General features: G+C 58.3%; 18 protein-coding genes. 13 read left to right on the top strand and 5 right to left on the bottom strand.

Annotated elements, in window-relative coordinates; all coding sequences use genetic code 11:
* Positions 1-65: 65 nt before the first annotated feature.
* Entirely contained in the window at positions 66-380 is a 315-nt protein-coding gene (locus ACR0NA_RS17155; protein ID WP_170655303.1) for a hypothetical protein, read from the bottom strand.
* Positions 381-586: 206 nt separating this feature from the next.
* On the opposite strand from ACR0NA_RS17155, the gene ACR0NA_RS17150 reads away from it, so the two are divergent.
* Positions 587-1,180 carry an HD domain-containing protein gene (locus tag ACR0NA_RS17150; protein WP_480730969.1) on the top strand — a complete coding sequence of 198 codons (594 nt, stop codon included), beginning with the start codon at positions 587-589 and terminating at the stop codon, positions 1,178-1,180.
* A 173-nt stretch (positions 1,181-1,353) separates the two neighbouring features.
* Positions 1,354-2,565: a caspase family protein gene (locus ACR0NA_RS17145; protein WP_480730967.1), complete on the top strand. Its 1,212-nt coding sequence runs from the start codon at positions 1,354-1,356 to the stop codon at positions 2,563-2,565.
* A 108-nt stretch (positions 2,566-2,673) separates the two neighbouring features.
* Here ACR0NA_RS17145 and ACR0NA_RS17140 read toward each other — a convergent pair whose 3' ends face one another.
* The gene (locus ACR0NA_RS17140; protein WP_170655312.1) at positions 2,674-3,228 is read right to left on the bottom strand and encodes an ActR/PrrA/RegA family redox response regulator transcription factor; all 555 of its coding nucleotides are present in this window, start codon (positions 3,226-3,228) and stop codon (positions 2,674-2,676) included.
* Between the two features lie 84 nt (positions 3,229-3,312).
* Positions 3,313-3,933, bottom strand: coding sequence for an SCO family protein (locus tag ACR0NA_RS17135; RefSeq protein ID WP_480730964.1), 621 nt, complete (start codon positions 3,931-3,933; stop codon positions 3,313-3,315).
* Between the two features lie 90 nt (positions 3,934-4,023).
* On the opposite strand from ACR0NA_RS17135, the gene regB reads away from it, so the two are divergent.
* From regB to trxA, 8 genes are all read left to right on the top strand, one after another.
* Positions 4,024-5,421, top strand: coding sequence for a sensor histidine kinase RegB (regB, locus tag ACR0NA_RS17130; protein WP_480730962.1), 1,398 nt, complete (start codon positions 4,024-4,026; stop codon positions 5,419-5,421).
* A 67-nt stretch (positions 5,422-5,488) separates the two neighbouring features.
* Positions 5,489-6,997 carry a PAS-domain containing protein gene (locus ACR0NA_RS17125; RefSeq protein WP_480730960.1) on the top strand — a complete coding sequence of 503 codons (1,509 nt, stop codon included), beginning with the start codon at positions 5,489-5,491 and terminating at the stop codon, positions 6,995-6,997.
* A 44-nt stretch (positions 6,998-7,041) separates the two neighbouring features.
* Complete coding sequence (gene tsaE / locus ACR0NA_RS17120) at positions 7,042-7,512, top strand: tRNA (adenosine(37)-N6)-threonylcarbamoyltransferase complex ATPase subunit type 1 TsaE (protein WP_480730958.1); 471 nt, start codon at positions 7,042-7,044, stop codon at positions 7,510-7,512.
* Positions 7,509-8,513 carry an aminoglycoside phosphotransferase family protein gene (locus ACR0NA_RS17115; protein ID WP_480730956.1) on the top strand — a complete coding sequence of 335 codons (1,005 nt, stop codon included), beginning with the start codon at positions 7,509-7,511 and terminating at the stop codon, positions 8,511-8,513. The genes tsaE and ACR0NA_RS17115 overlap by 4 nt, the downstream gene beginning before the upstream one ends.
* The gene (locus tag ACR0NA_RS17110; protein ID WP_480730954.1) at positions 8,510-9,196 is read left to right on the top strand and encodes a nucleotidyltransferase family protein; all 687 of its coding nucleotides are present in this window, start codon (positions 8,510-8,512) and stop codon (positions 9,194-9,196) included. The genes ACR0NA_RS17115 and ACR0NA_RS17110 overlap by 4 nt, the downstream gene beginning before the upstream one ends.
* Positions 9,189-12,116 (top strand): double-strand break repair protein AddB, encoded by a 2,928-nt coding sequence (addB, locus tag ACR0NA_RS17105; protein WP_480731206.1) that lies wholly within the window; start codon positions 9,189-9,191, stop codon positions 12,114-12,116. Before ACR0NA_RS17110 ends, addB begins: the two co-directional genes overlap by 8 nt.
* A complete protein-coding gene (gene addA, locus ACR0NA_RS17100; protein WP_480730952.1) occupies positions 12,113-15,472 on the top strand; it encodes a double-strand break repair helicase AddA in 3,360 nt (1,119 codons plus the stop codon). Before addB ends, addA begins: the two co-directional genes overlap by 4 nt.
* Before the next feature lie 60 nt (positions 15,473-15,532).
* Positions 15,533-15,853 (top strand): thioredoxin, encoded by a 321-nt coding sequence (gene trxA, locus ACR0NA_RS17095; protein ID WP_170655334.1) that lies wholly within the window; start codon positions 15,533-15,535, stop codon positions 15,851-15,853.
* A gap of 84 nt (positions 15,854-15,937) precedes the next feature.
* Here trxA and ACR0NA_RS17090 read toward each other — a convergent pair whose 3' ends face one another.
* Positions 15,938-16,294 (bottom strand): hypothetical protein, encoded by a 357-nt coding sequence (locus ACR0NA_RS17090; RefSeq protein WP_480730950.1) that lies wholly within the window; start codon positions 16,292-16,294, stop codon positions 15,938-15,940.
* Positions 16,295-16,485: 191 nt separating this feature from the next.
* On the opposite strand from ACR0NA_RS17090, the gene ACR0NA_RS17085 reads away from it, so the two are divergent.
* Together ACR0NA_RS17085 and ACR0NA_RS17080 are read left to right on the top strand one after the other, a co-directional pair.
* A complete protein-coding gene (locus ACR0NA_RS17085; protein ID WP_480730948.1) occupies positions 16,486-16,836 on the top strand; it encodes a Lin0512 family protein in 351 nt (116 codons plus the stop codon).
* Positions 16,833-17,195, top strand: coding sequence for a Lin0512 family protein (locus ACR0NA_RS17080; RefSeq protein WP_480730946.1), 363 nt, complete (start codon positions 16,833-16,835; stop codon positions 17,193-17,195). Before ACR0NA_RS17085 ends, ACR0NA_RS17080 begins: the two co-directional genes overlap by 4 nt.
* Before the next feature lie 60 nt (positions 17,196-17,255).
* Here ACR0NA_RS17080 and ACR0NA_RS17075 read toward each other — a convergent pair whose 3' ends face one another.
* Complete coding sequence (locus ACR0NA_RS17075) at positions 17,256-17,450, bottom strand: DUF1127 domain-containing protein (protein WP_480453090.1); 195 nt, start codon at positions 17,448-17,450, stop codon at positions 17,256-17,258.
* Between the two features lie 198 nt (positions 17,451-17,648).
* Here ACR0NA_RS17075 and hslV point away from each other — a divergent pair, with 198 nt between their 5' ends.
* Positions 17,649-18,200 (top strand): ATP-dependent protease subunit HslV, encoded by a 552-nt coding sequence (gene hslV / locus ACR0NA_RS17070; protein ID WP_480453091.1) that lies wholly within the window; start codon positions 17,649-17,651, stop codon positions 18,198-18,200.
* The last annotated feature ends 5 nt before the right edge of the window (positions 18,201-18,205 follow it).

Here is an 18,205-nt window from a genome sequence, read left to right as displayed (position 1 = left end):
CCCCTAACATCCCCTGAAACAGGTGGCAACGCAGATGGCAGGACTATGGGCCGCGCAGCTGCAAATCAGCTTGGCGTGCCTTCTGCCTTTATTTTTGGTATCGCTTCAAAAAAATCTGTGCCGGCGGCAACAATGCAGCTTATGCCGTTGGCATTGGTCAAAAGCACGGTGTAGGTGCCCGTAGCCTTCGAGGACCAGACCTCCATCACCGACTGTGCACCACGTGATTTCTGCAGCCCTCCAAAGGTCAGTTCCTCGGAATAGGTACTCTGCAGTTTCGCGATGACATCATCGCGTTGCGCACAGCTGGCGGCAAGGGCAGGCGGCGCAGTGGCGGCCATGCCGAATGCAAGGGCGACACCCAACAGACGTTTGAACATGACATGCTCCTTTCGTAACTGGTTTCGTTTCGAGAGGGGCACACCGGGAGAAGCATGCGCCCCCCTCAGGTCTTTATGTCGGGATCACCACGTGCCGGTTCAAAGCACGAATGCTCAAGAAAAAGTTGGCAGCATGTGATCCTGACAGGTAAAGCATACCATAAAAATGCGGCTTAATCGCGGCTGTTCGGACGAGGCATGGCATAATGGCAACACAACCCAGAGCATGGCAGCGGATGCTGTCGGGCCGCAGGCTGGACCTGCTGGACCCGACGCCGGTGGATATCGAGATCGAAGATATCGCCCACGGACTGGCCTTTGTGGCGCGCTGGAACGGGCAGACGGCGGGGGATTTTGCTTATTCCGTGGCCGAACATTCCCTGCTGGTCGAAGAACTTTTTGGCCGTATTTCGCCCAACGCACCGGCAAAATGGCGGCTGGCGGCCCTGTTACACGACGCTCCGGAATATGTGATCGGCGACATGATCTCGCCCGTAAAATCCGCCGTCGGTCCCGACTACGGCGCGCTAGATGATCGGCTGGCGGCGGCCATCCACATCCGGTTCGGCTTGCCTGCGGCGGTGCCCAAAACGGTGAAGCGGCAGATCAAGAAGGCCGACAAGATCAGCGCATGGATGGAGGCCACCCAGATCGCGGGCTTTTCCGAGGCCGAGGCGACGAAGTTCTTTGGTCGCCCGGACAAGTCAGTAATGGAGGGGCTGGAAATCCGGTTACGCCCGCCACTTGAGGTGCGGGAGGCATATACGGCAAGGCATGGGGCGTTGTTGGAGTTACTTTAGTTATCCGTTTTGAGCCAATGCTTGCCCTGAACGTGTGCACAAAGCTGGGTAAGCGCTAACTGTCGTGAATTGCGATGAGAGGTGCGAAACAGGCATCACACCATGACTGGTGCGCGTGTTATCGTGTAGTCTACAATTGGTTAGACGCTATCACGACAGACCTCAGATCAAAAATGTCAGACGATAGGTTACAATTTGAGCGCGAAAAGTGGCGCGACGAGATTCAGCTTCGCCGTGACGAACACGAACTCAAAAAGCGCGAAATGTCCCGCTCTGGGTGGAGAAGCCCATTGGTCGTTGCAATTGCAGCGGCTGCATTGGCTGCGATTAGCAATGGTGCGATCTCATTCCTAGACGCAAGACAACAGCGTGCTTTGGAGTTTCAGAGAACACAAGCACAGCTGAAGCTTGAAGATCAACGGGCTGAAGCCGCTCGTATCTTGGAAATGATCAAGAGTGGGGATGCGTCAGCTGTTCGCAACAACTTGCAATTTTTGATCGAGGCCGGCCTCATCGAAAATGAAGACCTGATCAGGCGCCTTGCGATTTATCTCAAAACAACGCCCGATGAGAGAATACCTCGATTGCCTCAACAGATTGCGCCGGGTGATGTTCCTTCGCGCAGGCTACATGTTCTGGCTGTGGGTGTTGGGGACTATCAGGCTTCTGCGATTTATTCCCTTAGCGCGCCCGTGGGTGATGCTGAAGCTGTTGTTGCAAACGCAATTCGACAACGTGGAGGACTCTATAGTGATGTCTCATCATTTCTCCTTACCGACGCAGAGGCGACCCGAAGCAACATTCTAAGAGCTGTTGAAGATCTCAATCACAGAGCCTCTGCAGCTAGTGGCGATGTTGCACTCATTCACTTTTCCGGACATGCCCATCAGGTAGACGAAGAGTTCTTTATCGTGCCTTATGACGCGGAATTTAATAGCGAAGCCGGACCTATTGATGCGTCATTCATTTCGATCTCTGAGCTTGGGGAGCTGCTGTCTGAACTAATCGAAACTACGTTCGTCGTGCTCACGATAGACGCATGTCCGGGTGGGAATTATCGCGCATTAGAGACTGTGCTCCCCCAAGAGAGGCTAACATTGGTTGTTGCCTCGCTTCCTGGTCAAGCTTGTTTGGATACTGCTTCCCAAAACCATGGCGCGTTGACTCTTGCTCTCCTGGAGGCCCTCGCAGGTGATGGTGATGAGGACGGCAATGGGGCAATAACCGTATCGGAGTTTGTTAACTACGTGCTTCAACGCGTACCTGAAGTGACCGACGGACATCAGGTTCCAGCCGCATCGTTAGGGTTCGATGGCGTAATTCTCACCGCTAGCGACGAGACTCCGATGACAAATAGGAACCTTCCTACCGGCGATACAGAATAAAGCAGGCGCTCTCTGCAAAGCAGGCCTTCATCATTTGCCCGCTTAGCAGACATATTCGAATTCTTGAGATCAGAGCCCGAATATTGAGTATTCCCGATAGGCAGTGCCCTACCGTGGACTACGCTTTGCCAGAATCCGCTGCAACGTCCGGCGGTGCATGTTCAGACGCCGTGCGGTCTCGGAAACGTTCCGGTCACACAGCTCATAGACCCGCTGAATATGCTCCCAGCGTACGCGATCCGCGCTCATGGGGTTTTCCGGTGGTGGGGGCAGTTCGTCGCCCTTGGCCAGTAGCGCGTTGGTGATGTCGGTCGCATCGGCGGGCTTCGACAGGTAGTCCGTCGCGCCGATCTTGACCGCTGCCACGGCGGTGGCAATCGCGCCGTACCCGGTCAGCACCACGACCCGGCTGTCAGGGCGTTTTTCACGCAATACCTCGACCACATCCAGCCCGTTGCCGTCTTCCAGCCGCAGGTCGACGACGGCGTAGGCGGGCGGGCGGGCGGTGGCGATGGCCTTGCCTGCGGCGACGGAACCGGCGGTTTCAATCTCGAAACCGCGTTTTTCCATGGCCTTGGCCAGACGTCTCAGAAACGGCTCATCGTCATCCACCAGAAGCAACGACTTGTCGGGACCGATTTCCAGCTGAGGGGTGTCTGCCATGCCTATACTTTCCGCTATTGCTGTTCTTTGGCTTAACAGAGAGTATTAGCAGCGCCTTGAGAAAGATCAAACGCCCTATTTCGGTTACATCTTTTCCAGAAAACATCCGATCTTGTCGGCCATCTGTTCTGGCGTCTCTTCGCGTTTGAAGAATTCGACAAAACCGTCCTGTGGCGTCACCAGATAGGAAAAGGTCGAATGATCGACCAGGTAATACTCGTCGCTTTTGTCATGGGCCTTGGAATAGGCCCTGTATGATTTTTTGGCCGCCTTGACCTGTTCCGGCGATCCGGTCAGCCCGATCATTCTTTCATGCAGGTTAAACGCGAAATCTCCGACCACTTCGGGCGTGTCGCGATCGGGGTCGACGGAGATGAAGACAGGCGTGACGGATTGACCGCGTTCGGCAAGAACATCAATCACTTCCGCGTTGCGGGCCACATCTAGAGGGCATACATCCGGACAGAAGGTATAGCCGAAATAAAGAAGCGTCGGTTCGGTGATCACATCCTTGTCAGTCACCGTCTCGCCCTTGGCATTGACCAGTTCGAACGGGCCGCCAATAGCCCCTGCACCACCGGCGATCTGGCTGGACCGGCATTGTGCGAATTTGTCGTCCGAGCCGTTTCTCTGTGTCAGCAGCCACATAGCTCCCAGTCCGACGGCAAGAACGACGGTTGCGGCAATGGCAAGAAGGCGGGTCATGACAAAATACCTGACGTTTGGGCTTGTTGATCGTTTCGGCCGGGACACCTATCAAGTTGCACAGCCGTTGCAACAGGACATAATCGACGCATGACGGATTCCAAGACAAGCCTTTGGCGCGGGCATGAGCGCAGCAGCTGGATTCGCCTGCGCACGCTGATCCTGTTGCGCTGGGTGGCAATCATCGGGCAGATCACGGCGATCACCGTTGCCCAGCGCACCTATCACGTACAGCTGGAACTGGGTCTGTGTTATTTCGCGGTCGGCGTGTCCGTTATGGGCAACCTGACCGCGATCCTGCTGTTTCCGGAAAACAAGCGTCTGTCGGAATTCGAAAACTTTCTGATGGTGCTGTTCGACCTGCTGCAGCTGGCCTTTCTGCTGTATCTGACCGGCGGGTTGAACAACCCCTTTGCCCTGTTGCTTCTGGGGCCGGTGACGATTTCGGCAAATGTCATGAGCCTGCGTTCAACCCTGATCATCGGTGGTGTTGCCGTCATACTGACAAGCCTGCTGGCCCAGTTTCACCTCCCACTCAGGACCGAGCTGGGCCTTGTTCTGCACATTCCCGAAATTCTGGTGTTCGGAAACTGGGCCGCGATCGTGATCGCCATCGTCTTTCTTGGCGCCTATTCCTATCGCATCAGCTCCGAGATCCAATCCATGTCCGAAGCGTTGTCAGCCACCCATATGGCACTGGCGCGCGAGCAGAAGCTGACCGATCTTGGCGGTGTCGTCGCGGCCGCCGCGCACGAACTTGGCACGCCTCTGGCCACGATCAAGCTGACAAGTTCCGAGCTGATCGAAGAACTGGATGACCAGCCTGACCTGAAAGAAGACGCGGCCCTGATCCGGGAACAGGCGGACAGGTGCCGCGATATTCTTCGGGACATGGGGCGGGCGGGCAAGGACGACCTGCATCTGCGTCAAGCACCGCTTTCGACGGTGATTCACGAGGCGGCAGAGCCTCATATCAACCGGGGCAAAAACGTTCTGTTCGATGAAGGCCCCGGTGTCGGGGGCGACGTTCAGCAACCATCAATCCTGCGCAAACCCGAGATCATACACGGACTGCGCAACCTGATTCAGAATGCGGTGGATTTTGCCCGTTCGGACGTCTGGGTCGAAGCGGAATGGACAGAAGACTGGATCACGATTGACATCATGGATGATGGTCGCGGGTTTCCTCCGCAGATGATCGGCCGGATTGGTGACCCGTTCATGCGTCGGCGGCGCGCCGAATCCGAACAGAAAAGACGCCCCGAATACGAAGGCATGGGGCTTGGCCTGTTCATCGCCAAAACCCTTCTGGAACGCAGCGGTGCAGAGCTGAAATTTGCCAACGGATCCGACCCTTACCAAAATCTGACGGATCAACCGGACCGGCGTGGCGCGATCGTAAAGGTCATCTGGCCACGCAAACTGGTTGACGCGCAAACCGGCGACAACCCGGTGCCCTCGGGCGCGAACCAGCAGATTCAGGTGTGAGTTAACACGCCGTTAACCATTGTGGCGGCATAGTCCACGCAGTTTCCCCCGCAAGGGCATTTTCGTGATGATTGATTGGATCATTCTGATCGCAGTGAGCCTGACCTCTGCCTGTCTGGCGGTGTTATGGCTGCGCCCAAGGCAAACCCATGGGGACACAACGTTTGGCCTGTCGTCACCAAACTCGATCTTTGACACCGTATTCCTGTTCGACGGCCCCAAACTGATCAGCCATTCGGACATTGCCCTTGCGGGATATGAAACCGTCGCCGACTGGGATGATCTGCGCCGACTGCTGCAACGGGATTTTCCCACCTTTCCCGAAACACCCGATATCGTTCGTGCGCGTGGTGACGTGGTGGTCTCGGCCATCGACTGCACGGTCCAGCGCGTTGTGTCATGCGAATGGATCGACGGCGTTGTCCGTGTCAGGTTGCACGACATGGCCGATAAACCCGGCCCGGTTCACACCGAAACCAGCGATCCCATGCGACTGGCTATGGAAAAGGCGCCCTATCCGGTCTGGTTTCAGGATCATCGGATTAAGGTTAGCTGGTGCAACGCAGCTTACATCGCGCTGGTGCGCAGGGTCCGGGGACCGGACGCCGACCTGACAGAGCCGCTTTTTACCGGGCTCGACAACTCTGTTCAGCACCACAACAGGCTTCGGGTTTCGATTGATGCCGACCCATCGGGTCGAAAACTGTGGTTCGATCTGACACCGGTGAACCGGAATGATGGCGTGCTTTGCTACGCGGCAGACATAAACCCGATTGTCGAGGCGGAAACCGCACAGCGGAAATTTGTGCAGACAATGGCCAAGACCTTTGCGCAGCTTTCAATCGGGCTGGCCATTTTTGATCGAAACCGGCAACTGGCCCTGTTCAATCCGGCGCTCATCGACCTGACCAGACTGCCACCCGATTTCCTGAGTTGCCGTCCCAGCCTGCCCAGCTTTTTCGATCGCCTGCGCGATCAGAACATGATGCCCGAGCCGAAAAATTACCGCAGCTGGCGCAGCCAGATGGATGATCTGCTGGAGGCGGCAGAGGGGGGCAACTATCAGGAAACCTGGTCTTTGCCTTCGGGATCGGTGTATTCCGTCAATGGCCGCCCACACCCGGATGGCGCAGTGGCCTTTCTGTTCGAGGATATCACGGCGGAAATCACCCTGACCCGCCGGTTCCGGTCCGAGATGGACCTCATGCAGTCGGTATTCGATAAGCTGGCCGACGCAATCGCAGTGTTTTCGGATGACGGAACGCTGGCATTCTCAAACTACGCACACCAGATTCTTTGGGATGAAAGCGCGGAAGAAGGGTTCGCCCCGATGACGGTGCTAGAGGCCACCCGGACCTGGCAGGAACGATGCGCTGCCACGCCGATATGGGGCGAAATACGTGATTTCGTTGAGATGCGGGAAAATCGGGCGGAATGGTCCGCCGAAATCCGCCTGCGCTCGGGCGAAGGTCTGACCTGTACGGTCAGCCCAATCCAGAACGGGGCCACCATTGTTCGTTTTACCGGGGACACGGTTCCGGTTGAAATTCCCGATCTCAGACAAATCCACGCCTGAACCGGGTTGCGGCTGAGTCGCGGCAAGGCCATTGTGGCGCCATGATGCAAACGCCGCATTCGATCACGCTGCGAACACCCGACGAAACGGCGTCGTTCGCCACCCGGCTTGGGGCTCAACTGGCCCCTGGCGACTGCCTTTTGCTGGGCGGAACCATCGGTAGTGGCAAGACCCATTTTGCGCGCAATCTGATTCAGTCGCTGATGGCGGTGCCCGAGGACGTCCCCTCGCCCACATTCACGCTGGTTCAGGTGTATGAAACCCAAAAAGGTGAGGTCTGGCATTCGGATCTGTATCGCCTCAGCGCCGTAGAAGAGCTTGAGGAACTGGGTCTGACCGAAGCGTTCGACTCGGCCATTTGCCTGATTGAATGGCCTGAAAAACTCGGACCGTTACGGCCAGAATCGGCCCTAACACTAACCTTTTCAACCGATCCCGACCATGAGGAGGTCCGCCAGCTATCGATGATCTGGTCGGATCCGAAATGGTCGACGCTGATGGAGAAAATTTCATGACCAACCGGACAGTGCTGGCCAAGGCGCTGATTGCGCAGACCCCATGGGTCAATGCGTCCAGTGCTCCGCTGGCCGGGGATGCGTCTTACCGACGATATGAACGCCTGACCGATCCGGACACGGGACGGACTGCGGTATTGATGGATGCGCCTCCGGATACCGGCGAAGACGTACATGCATTTGTCAGAGTTGCCGAATATCTGCGTTCAGCCGGACTGAACGCGCCCGAGATTTATGCCGAAGATTCAGAGTTCGGATTTCTGCTGCTGGAAGATTTCGGAGATGGCCTGTTTGCGCGCGTGCTAAAAAAGCAGCCGGAACTGGAACGCCCGCTTTACGAGGCCGCGACGGATGTCCTTGTCCACCTGCATCAGGCGCCGGTTCTGCCGCTCAACACTTATGATCCTTCAATGATGGCGGATCTGGCCGCGCTGGCGTTTACAAAATATGCTCAGGGCATTCTGGGGCAACATGATGCGACCGCGCGCGAACAGTTCGAGCGCCGGTTCGCCGACCTGCTGCATCAGGAAACGCATGGAACCAAGGTCGTGATCCTCAGGGACTATCACGCGGAAAATCTGATCTGGCTGCCCGAACGCGAAGGTCTTGCCCGCGTCGGCTTGCTGGATTTCCAAAGCGCCATGCTGGGGCATCCGGCCTATGATCTGGTCTCGCTTTTACAGGACGTGCGCCGGAACGTACCGGTTGGAATCGAGATGCGTATGCTCAATCGCTATATCGCGGCGACTGGTGTTGATGATCACGATTTCCGAACTGCTTATGCCGTTCTGGGCGTGCAGCGAAATCTGCGTATTCTTGGTGTTTTTGCCCGGCTGGCCCTGGAACGGGGCAAGCACCAGTATGTGGATCTGATCCCGGCGACCTGGACGCAACTGATGCGCGGGCTGGAAAATCCGGCGCTTGTTTCCGTCGCCGAATTGCTGCGCGAGGCGCTGCCGAAACCCACATCTGAAAATCTGGCGAGGCTTAAGGCGTCATGACCCGGCATCCGCAGTCCATCATGCTGTTTGCCGCCGGGTTCGGAACGCGCATGGGCGCGCTGACCCGAAACCAGCCCAAACCTCTGATCGAAGTGGGTGGGCGCCCTCTGGTCGATCACACGCTTGATCTGGTTCAGGGGGCTGGACCCCTGCGTACGGTTGCAAACCTGCACTACCTCGCGGATCAGCTTGAGGCGCATCTGAAACCCAAAGGGGTACTGCTGTCACGTGAAGAGCCTGAAATACTCGAGACGGGCGGCGGGTTGCGCGCGGCACTGCCCCTGTTGGGGGCCGAGCCGGTTTTCACCCTGAATACAGACGCCATCTGGGCCGGGCCGAACCCCCTGACCCTTTTGCAGGACTCGTGGAACCCCGACATCATGGATGCGCTGCTGATGTGCGTGCCGGTACCCAACGCAATCGGCCATGCCGGCTCCGGAGACTTTACCGCTGATGCCGAGGGCCGGATCACACGCGGCCCCGGCCTGATCTATGGCGGTGCGCAGATCATCAAGACCGATGGGTTGAGCGAGTTTCCGGAAAAGGCCTTTTCGCTCAACCGGCTTTGGGATCGAATGCACGATCAACGGCGGCTGTTCGCGGTCGAATATCCGGGAAAATGGTGCGATGTCGGCCGGCCCGAAGGCATCGCTTTGGCGGAAGGTCTGCTTGCGGATGTTTGAAACGGGCGACACCCCGCGTGTTTTTGCCGTACCTCCCGGCGCGGATTTCCCAAAGGTTCTGGTGGACGGGCTGCAGCACCGCAGCGCGCATCACCCGCCACAAGAGCTTGCCCGGGTTCAGCTGGTCGTGAACACCCGGCGCATGGCACGGCGGGTCAGGGACCTGTTCGATCAGGGGCCACCTTGCCTCTTACCACAAATCTCACTGGTCACGGATCTGGGTGAAGCGGCTGAGCTGTCTGATCTGCCCCCCGCCATACCCCCGTTGCGCCGACGGCTGGAGCTGACTCAGCTGATTTCAAAGCTCCTTGAGCAGCAACCCGATCTTGCCGCACGATCCTCGCTGTTCGACCTGTCGGACAGTCTTGCCGCCCTGATCGACGAGATGCAGGGCGAAGGCGTGCTGCCTGAGGCCATTCGCCAGCTGGATGTCAGCGACCTGTCCGGTCACTGGGCGCGTGCTCAGGCATTTATCGGGATCGCGGATCGGTTCATCGGCACCGATGACTCGGCGCTGGACGTTCAGGCGCGACAGCGCCGGGTTGTGCAGAACCTGATAAGCCGATGGCAGGCCGCACCGCCGCAACATCCGGTCATTTTGGCCGGTTCAACCGGATCGCGCGGCACAACAATGATGTTGATGCAGGCAATTGCGCGCCTGCCGCAAGGGGCTCTGATCCTTCCGGGATATGATTTCGATCAGCCGGATCACGTCTGGTCCGGCCTTGATGACGCGCTTTTGTCGGAAGACCATCCGCAATACCGGTTCCGCAAGCTAATGCGGGAACTGAACATGAATCCCGGACAGATTCAGCGCTGGTCCGATGAACAGGCCCCCTCGCCCGACCGTAACAGATTGATTTCCTTGGCATTGCGCCCGGCGCCCGTCACCGACGCGTGGATGAGCGAAGGTCCGCAGCTTGCCAACCTGCAAGACGCCACGGCCGACCTAACGCTGGTCGAGGCGCAATCGCCGCGTGCCGAAGCGCTGGCCATTGCGCTGCGTCTGAGGCAAGCCGCCGAAACTGGGCAAACCGCCGCCCTGATCACACCCGACCGCATGCTGACCCGTCAGGTCAGCGCCGCGCTGGATCGCTGGAACATCCTGCCCGACGACAGCGCCGGGCTTCCCCTGCAACTGTCACCGCCGGGCCGTTTCCTGAGACATGTCGCAGGGCTGTTCACCCGGCGGCTGGATGGTGAGGCGCTGCTGACGCTTTTGAAGCACCCGCTTTGCCACGACGGCGGCGAACGGGGTGCACATCTGCTGCACACCCGTGATCTCGAGCTTGACCTGCGCCGCAACGGACCACCTTTTCCGGACCGGCAAAGCCTGACCTCGTTCGGCACCCGCAAGGATGCGGACCAAAACTGGGTCAACTGGGTCGCAGAACGGTTCTGCGATCAGCAAGTGGACGGGGTTTTGCCGCTGAAAGACTGGGTTACCAGACTGCGCCTGAGCGCCGAGGCCATCTCGGCAGGCTATACGGGTGAGGATGGTACGATCTGGGATAAGAACGCCGGACAAAAGGCGCTGGCGGTGATTTCTCAGCTTGAGGATGAGGCTGACCATGGCGGTCCGATGACAGCCCGTGATTTTGCCGATCTGCTGGGCGCCTTGCTGGCGGGCGAGGAAGTGAGGGACCGGGACGCGCCGCATCCGCACATCATGATCTGGGGAACGCTTGAGGCGCGCGTTCAGGGGGCCGACCTGCTGATCCTGGGCGGTCTGAACGAAGGAAGCTGGCCCGAAGCACCGTCGCCCGATCCGTGGCTGAACCGACAGATGCGCGACAAGGCCGGATTACTATTGCCGGAAAGGCGGATCGGCCTGTCGGCCCATGATTTTCAGCAGGCCATCGGTGCCCCCGAGGTCTGGCTGACCCGGGCAACCCGATCCGACGATGCGGAAACCGTGCCGTCACGCTGGCTGAACCGGCTTTCGAACCTTTTGCAGGGACTGGCAGAGCAGGGCGGGCGGCGCAGCCTGCGCGCAATGCGCGACCGGGGTCAGAAATGGCTGCACTGGGCTGAAGCCCTTGAAAAGGCGTCGAATATCGACCCGGCGGAACGCCCGTCGCCGCAACCTCCGGTCAGCGCGCGACCGGACCGGTTGTCGGTAACCGAGATCAAGCGGCTGATCCGCGACCCGTATGCGATCTACGCAAAACATGTCCTGCGCCTGAAACCTCTGGACCCGTTGGTTCAGGCACCAGATGCCCTGTTGCGCGGGATTGTGATTCATGAAGTTCTGGAACATTTCATCAAGGACAGTGTCGTGGATACTGCGCTGTTAACCCGTGAAAATTTCCTGAAACGCGCCGAGGCAATCCTGATGGAACATGTTGCCTGGCCGACGGCCCGCAAGCTGTGGCTGGCGCGGCTGAACAGGATTGCCGACGCGTTTCTGACTGCCGAGGCGGCGCGCCGGGCAGATGGTGGCCCTGTCGCGTTTGAAGTTGATATGAATCTGCGCCTTGATCCGCTGAACTTTTCCATAGTGGGCCGTGCTGATCGCATCGACCTCAACAACCGCGGCGCTTTGCGGATCATTGACTACAAGACTGGCGCACCACCGACGGAATCGCAGCAGGCAAAGTTCGACAAGCAACTGCTGATCGAGGCCGCAATGGCCGAAGAGGGCGGCATAGACGGGTTTGATCCGACACCCGTTGGGCAGGCCATATTTATTGGCATGGGCGGCACCTACAAAGAGGTGCCCGCACCGCTGCAGAAAGAACCGTCAGACAAGGTTCTGGCAGAACTAATACAGCTGATATCAGCCTATTTAGAGCCTGATCAGGGCTTCTCGTCGCGCCGGATGCTGCACAAGGACAGCGATATCGGAGATTATGATCACCTCGCCCGGTTCGGAGAATGGGACCGAACCGCCGAACCCAAACCCGAGAGGCTGACGTGACCCCACGCGATGAAGCAACCGAGCGTCAGGTCCAGGCCGCGCGCCCCAACGCGTCCACATGGCTGGCGGCAAATGCCGGGTCCGGCAAGACCCGCGTTCTGACCGATCGCGTTGCGCGATTGCTTCTGAGTGGCGTCCAGCCACAGCATATTCTGTGCCTGACCTATACCAAGGCCGCCGCCAGCGAGATGCAGAACCGGCTGTTCAAGCGGTTGGGTGAATGGGCGATGCTGGATGATGCAAATCTGCTGAAACAGCTGACGGAACTGGGTGCCGAAGGTCACATCGACCTTTCGAGCCTGTCGCACGCGCGAACTCTTTTTGCCCGCGCGATCGAGACACCGGGCGGTTTGAAGATTCAGACCATTCACTCGTTCTGCGCGTCTTTGCTGCGCCGCTTCCCGCTTGAGGCAGGTGTCAGCCCGCAGTTTTCGGAGATGGAAGACCGCGCCGCCGCCTTGCTGCGCGAAGAGGTCATCGAGGATTTTGCAGGTGGCCCGCAGGCGCATCTGATCGATGGCATTGCCCGTTTTGTCACCGATACCGGTTTTGATACCCTTGCGGGTGCAATCACTCATAAACGAAACGGATTTGGCCGGTCGCTGGACAGGGATGCGCTGTTGGAGCTGTTTGGCCTGCCCGGCACTTTTGACGACAGCGCCTTGCTGAGTGAGGTCTTTGTTGGTGGTGAGGTCGAGCTGATCCAATCAATACTGACACCTCTCGCGGAAAGCGGCGGCAACAATGCAAAGGCTGCGGACAAGCTGGCCAGCATTGCCTCACCGGATCTGACAAGTCTGCCGCTATTGGAGAACGTTCTGCTGACAGGTGCCTCGGCAAAAGAACCCTTTACCGCCAAAATCGGTTCCTTTCCGACCAAGGCGTTGCGGGAAGGGGCCTTGGCTGGCCAGATGCCACAGCTTGAGGCGCTGATGCTTCGGGTCGAAGCCGCCCGCGAGCGGCGCCTTGCGTATGTTGCAGCGCAGAAATCACTGGCGCTGCACCGCTTTGCCGCCGCGTTCCTGCCGGAATATGAGCGACGCAAGCAGCTGCGCGGATGGCTGGATTTCGACGATCTGATCCTCAAGGCGCGGCAGTTGTTGAATGACCCCGCAGTTGCCGAATGGGTGCTGTACCGGCTGGATGGCGGGATCGATCATATCCTTGTGGATGAGGCGCAGGATACCAGCCCCGACCAGTGGGATGTGGTCGAAAAACTGGCACAGGAATTCACCAGCGGCGAGGGCGCAAGATCCGGGGTTGAGCGCACGATTTTCGTTGTCGGGGACAAGAAGCAATCGATCTATTCCTTTCAGGGCGCCGACCCCGAAGCGTTCGACCGGATGCAGGCCGAGTTTGGGCGAAAACTGCTGGAATCAGGCTCTAACCTGACGGATTTGACGCTTGAGTTTTCCTTCCGTTCGTCCAGCGCAATCCTGAATCTGGTTGATCTGGTGTTCGATGGCCGCACTGATGCGGGGTTTCACAAGGAATCGCTTCATCGCGCCTTCAAGTCAGACCTGCCGGGCCGTGTCGATCTGTGGCCGGTCGTGGAAAAGGTCGAAGAAGCACAGGATGGCGACTGGACCGATCCGGTGGACCGGCCCGGCGCGCGTCATCACACCGTCATTCTGGCAGAACAGGTGGCGCAGTCGATCAAGGCGATGATCGACAACGGTGACACGATCCCCGAGGACGGTGTAACGCGGGGTAGTTTTGTACGCCGCAAGGTCAGGCCGGGGGACTTTCTGATCCTCGTCCAGCGCCGGTCGGACCTGTTTGCCGAGATCATCCGCGCCTGCAAGACGGCCGGCCTGCCCATTGCGGGGGCGGACCGGTTGAAGGTGGGCGCGGAACTGGCGGTCAAGGATCTGGCGGCGCTACTGAGTTTTCTGGCCACGCCCGAAGACAGCCTTTCGCTTGCCACTGTGCTCCGCTCGCCCTTGTTCGGGTGGACAGAACAGCAGCTTTTCGATCTGGCGCATCGGCGGCAGGAAAAATTCCTGTGGGCCGCGCTGCGCAAGCGTGAAGGCGAGTTTCCCGAAACCCTTGCCGTTTTGAACGATCTGCGGGGACAAACGGATTTCCTGCGCCCCTATGACCTGATCGAACGCATTCTGACCCGCCATGATGGTCGGCGAAAACTGCTGGGCAGGTTGGGAGCCGAGGCCGAGGACGGGATCAACGCCCTGCTGTCACAGGCTTTGGCCTATGAGCGTACGGACATTCCAAGCCTCACCGGGTTTCTGGTCTGGATGCAGACCGACGATCTTGAGATCAAAAGACAAATGAGTGGCGTTGGTGACATGATCCGTGTCATGACCGTGCATGGCTCAAAGGGGTTGGAGGCGCCCATCGTGATCCTGCCGGATACCGGCAAACGGCAGCCGCCGCGCGATGCCGAGATCATGATGGCCGACGGAACGCCGGTGTGGAAAGTTCCGGCGGACGCTTCCCCAGCCATCATTGCCAAAGCCCGCGAAGCTGCGCGGACCCGGGAAGAAAATGAGCGTCTGCGTCTGTTATATGTGGCTCTGACACGGGCGGAAAAGTGGCTGATCGTCTGTGCCGCGGGGGATGTCGGCAAGGACGGCAACAGCTGGTACCAGATGGTCGAAGGCGCAATGGCGCAGGCCGGGGCCACACTTGTTACCGGCACAGACACCCGCAGGCTAGAGCATGGCGACTGGTATGGTTTGCCAGTCGTGGACAGCGAAGTCGTCGTCGAACATCCGGAACCGTTACCGGACATGTTCCATAAACCGGCGGATGCTCCGCCGGAAACACCCGAAGTTCTGAGCCCGTCAAATCTGGGCGGCGCCAAAGCTCTGGCCGGCGATGCAGGTCTGGATGAGGAGGCGGCAAAGGTTCGGGGTACACGGTTGCACCTGCTTCTTGAGCACCTGCCTCAAAGTGCCGAATCCGATTGGGCCGAGGTTTGCGGCAGGCTTCTGCCTGATATGCAGCAGGGTGAACGGGTTGCCCTGCTGAACGAGGCCACGGGCGTTCTTACCGCGCCTCATCTGCAGGTCGTATTCCATCCCGATGCGCTGGCCGAAGTTTCCGTTACAGCCAATTTGGGCGAGCGCCGGATTCACGGGGTGATCGACCGGCTGATCGTGACGGATACCGAGGTTCAGATCATTGATTTCAAATCAAATATGACCGTTCCGGCGGATGTGCACGACTGCCCCGAAGGACTGCTGCGCCAGATGGGGGCCTATGCCGAGGCCTTGCGCCAGATCTATCCGGATCGGGGTATCCGCACAGCCATCCTGTGGACCCGTACCGCCAACCTGATGTGGTTACCGCACGATCTTGTGACTGATGCACTTGAGCGAGCCCACATATCTTGACCTCCCATAGCGCGGCACATACTTTCAGTTCCCAAGCGTATCTCATTCAGGAGACAGAATATGTCCACCGTAGCCGTCACTGACGAAACCTTTGACGCAGAAGTCAAGAACTCGGACGTTCCCGTTGTCGTGGACTTCTGGGCCGAATGGTGCGGACCGTGCAAACAGATTGGCCCGGCTCTGGAAGAACTGGCTGCCGAGTATGGCGGCAAGGTGAAGATCGCCAAGGTTGACGTTGACAGCAACCCGAACGCCGCCGCTGCCATGGGCGTGCGTGGCATTCCGGCGCTGTTCATCTTCAAGGACGGTCAGGTCATTTCGAACCGGGCAGGCGCAGCACCCAAGGCGGCGCTGCAAAGCTGGATCGACGAGTCGATCTGAGCGATCCCAACGAAGAATTCAAAAGGCGCCTGTTTCAAGGCGCCTTTTTTTGTGCGCAAGAACGCCCCTGGAACAGGGCGTGGCTCAATCCAATGCCCAGCTTACTGAAATCCCGCTGCCCTCTTTGTGTGTGAAGGTGACAATGTTTCCTTCAACGGTAACTGTCTGGCAGTCATGCGGCAGCGTTTCTCCGTCAATTACGATATCACGGCAGTAATACCTTCCCTTCCATTCCCATGTGCCGGTGATGTCACCTTGATCAGGACCTTTGCCTTCGACCGTCCCGTTCCTGAGAATCCTTACCCAACTGTTATCCAGAACAAGCTTTTTATCGGACACCAATTCGATAAATTCTTGTTTTCCTTTAATTTCCTCAGCCATAACCAATGTTGAAACTGAGCTAAGCAATAAGAAGGCAGGTATAAGTCTTAGAAATTTCATCACTCGAATCCTTTCCTTTATTGAACTGAACAATAGACGTTTAGAAAATTTGGCTAAACGACTTCTCTGGCGCTACTAAATCCCTCGACCAGCTAACGGTTCAGGTGGCCGGATGTACCCGGCCATTCTGGTCCTTTCTATTTGTGCAAAGTCGTGCAGGTCTGGCCATGGAATTATGAAAAGGAGGCCACATGCCCAAAACACGCGTACTTGTGGAATTCGGAATGGGCACGTCGCTCAGGCGGGAAGATTATACCGAGGCCGCACTGCGGGCGGTCAGGGATGCGCTGTGGCGCAACTCGGTCAACATGGCCGAGCTGTTCGGCTTTCCCAAGGAAGCGATGATCATTGAAGCCGAGATCGGAGTGCAGCAACCCGACAAGGTGGATGCCGAGGCGCTGAAAGCAGTGTTCCCGTATGGCCAGCCGTCGATCACCGTCACGCAGGGCGGGTTGGACATCGACAAACCACAAGGCCAGGGCCGAACCGTCATTGCCAATGCGGCCATTGCCGTTTCGTTTGACATGGAGCGCACCGCATGACCGACAAACGCATCATTTTGGAAATGGGCACCGGCAATGACCTATATGGTCAGGATTATACCAAAGCCGCCCGCCGCGCGGTTCAGGACGCGCTGCACCATTCGTCGATCACCCTGTTTTCAAACCTTGGTATCGATCACAGCGAAATGCGGGTCGAAGTGACCATTGCCGTGCAGCAGCCTGACAAGGTGGATTGCGCGCTGGTCGCTGCCGATCTGCCGCGCGGGCGGGCGAAGGTGCGGGCCGTCAAGGGCGGGCTGGATGTCGAGGATGCCGACACGGGCACACGTCACGTCGTGGCGACTGCGGCTGTCGAGGCGTTTTTGCCGGATCTTTCCGGTCAATACCAGCAGAGCTGACAAAAAAGGCCGCTCATTCACATGAGCGGCCTGTCTTAATTTGGTGATCCGTTGTCGGGATCAGATTTTTTCGATGTCGCTACGGCTCAGGCCGATATCGGAAAGCTGGGCGTTGCTCAGCTTCGAAAGAATTTTGCGGGTCACCCGGGCTTCGTTCCATTCGATGATGGCGTTTTTGGCCGAGATGAAAGCGTCCACTACATGGAGAACGGTAGCTGCTCCGAGCGGCGCATGGATGTTTGCGGTAGTTGCCATTTTGCGCGTTCCTTTTAACTCAAACAGCCGACCCCTCGTCGGTTGTAAGCCTCATGTAAGTGCATTCACTGAGTCCCACAATTGCCGGTTCGACAGCCCCGGAATGCAATTTATGCATATCTTTGAGGTGGTTTGAGAACCGGTTGCGTCACACGCGCAGTCGGCCCATATAGTTCTGCGAACCCAACGGAGGCTTTCATGGCAGATAACGATTTTCCCGGTTGGCACGGCACGACCATCATCGGCGTCAAGAAGGGCGGCAAGGTTGTCATTGCCGGGGACGGTCAGGTCAGCCTAGGGCAGACCGTGATCAAGGGAGCCGCACGTAAGGTGCGCCGCCTGTCGCCGGGCGGGTTCGAGGTTGTGGCAGGCTTTGCCGGATCGACCGCGGATGCCTTCACCCTGCTCGAGCGGCTTGAGGCCAAACTGGAGGCGACACCGGGTCAGCTGACGCGGGCCTCTGTAGAGCTGGCCAAGGACTGGCGCACCGACAAGTACCTGCAAAAGCTGGAGGCGATGTTGATCGTGACCGACGGCACCGAGCTATTGGTGATCACCGGGGCAGGGGATGTGCTGGAGCCCGAGCATGATGTGGCTGCCATCGGATCGGGTGGTAACTTCGCGCTGGCCGCCGCGCGGGCCATGATGGACAGCGACAAGACTGCAGAAGAGGTTGCGCGCGAGGCAATGGCGATTGCCGCCGATATCTGCGTGTATACCAACGGCAACCTGACGGTTGAAACCATCTAGTGACG

It is taken from the genome of Ruegeria sp. C11, assembly GCF_056537725.1.
Note: the sequence above shows the minus strand (reverse complement) of the source record. Positions and strands in the feature narration are given on the sequence as shown.

Excerpts from the sequence above, each read along its gene's own strand:
- ACR0NA_RS17155 (WP_170655303.1), bottom strand. The coding sequence starts at position 380 with ATGTTCAAACGTCTGTTGGGTGTCGCCCTTGCATTCGGCATGGCCGCC.
- ACR0NA_RS17150 (WP_480730969.1), top strand. The coding sequence starts at position 587 with ATGGCAACACAACCCAGAGCATGGCAGCGGATGCTGTCGGGCCGCAGG.
- ACR0NA_RS17145 (WP_480730967.1), top strand. The coding sequence starts at position 1,354 with ATGTCAGACGATAGGTTACAATTTGAGCGCGAAAAGTGGCGCGACGAG.
- ACR0NA_RS17140 (WP_170655312.1), bottom strand. The coding sequence starts at position 3,228 with ATGGCAGACACCCCTCAGCTGGAAATCGGTCCCGACAAGTCGTTGCTT.
- ACR0NA_RS17135 (WP_480730964.1), bottom strand. The coding sequence starts at position 3,933 with ATGACCCGCCTTCTTGCCATTGCCGCAACCGTCGTTCTTGCCGTCGGA.
- regB (WP_480730962.1), top strand. The coding sequence starts at position 4,024 with ATGACGGATTCCAAGACAAGCCTTTGGCGCGGGCATGAGCGCAGCAGC.
- ACR0NA_RS17125 (WP_480730960.1), top strand. The coding sequence starts at position 5,489 with ATGATTGATTGGATCATTCTGATCGCAGTGAGCCTGACCTCTGCCTGT.
- tsaE (WP_480730958.1), top strand. The coding sequence starts at position 7,042 with ATGCAAACGCCGCATTCGATCACGCTGCGAACACCCGACGAAACGGCG.
- ACR0NA_RS17115 (WP_480730956.1), top strand. The coding sequence starts at position 7,509 with ATGACCAACCGGACAGTGCTGGCCAAGGCGCTGATTGCGCAGACCCCA.
- ACR0NA_RS17110 (WP_480730954.1), top strand. The coding sequence starts at position 8,510 with ATGACCCGGCATCCGCAGTCCATCATGCTGTTTGCCGCCGGGTTCGGA.
- addB (WP_480731206.1), top strand. The coding sequence starts at position 9,189 with ATGTTTGAAACGGGCGACACCCCGCGTGTTTTTGCCGTACCTCCCGGC.
- trxA (WP_170655334.1), top strand. The coding sequence starts at position 15,533 with ATGTCCACCGTAGCCGTCACTGACGAAACCTTTGACGCAGAAGTCAAG.
- ACR0NA_RS17090 (WP_480730950.1), bottom strand. The coding sequence starts at position 16,294 with ATGAAATTTCTAAGACTTATACCTGCCTTCTTATTGCTTAGCTCAGTT.
- ACR0NA_RS17085 (WP_480730948.1), top strand. The coding sequence starts at position 16,486 with ATGCCCAAAACACGCGTACTTGTGGAATTCGGAATGGGCACGTCGCTC.
- ACR0NA_RS17080 (WP_480730946.1), top strand. The coding sequence starts at position 16,833 with ATGACCGACAAACGCATCATTTTGGAAATGGGCACCGGCAATGACCTA.
- ACR0NA_RS17075 (WP_480453090.1), bottom strand. The coding sequence starts at position 17,450 with ATGGCAACTACCGCAAACATCCATGCGCCGCTCGGAGCAGCTACCGTT.
- hslV (WP_480453091.1), top strand. The coding sequence starts at position 17,649 with ATGGCAGATAACGATTTTCCCGGTTGGCACGGCACGACCATCATCGGC.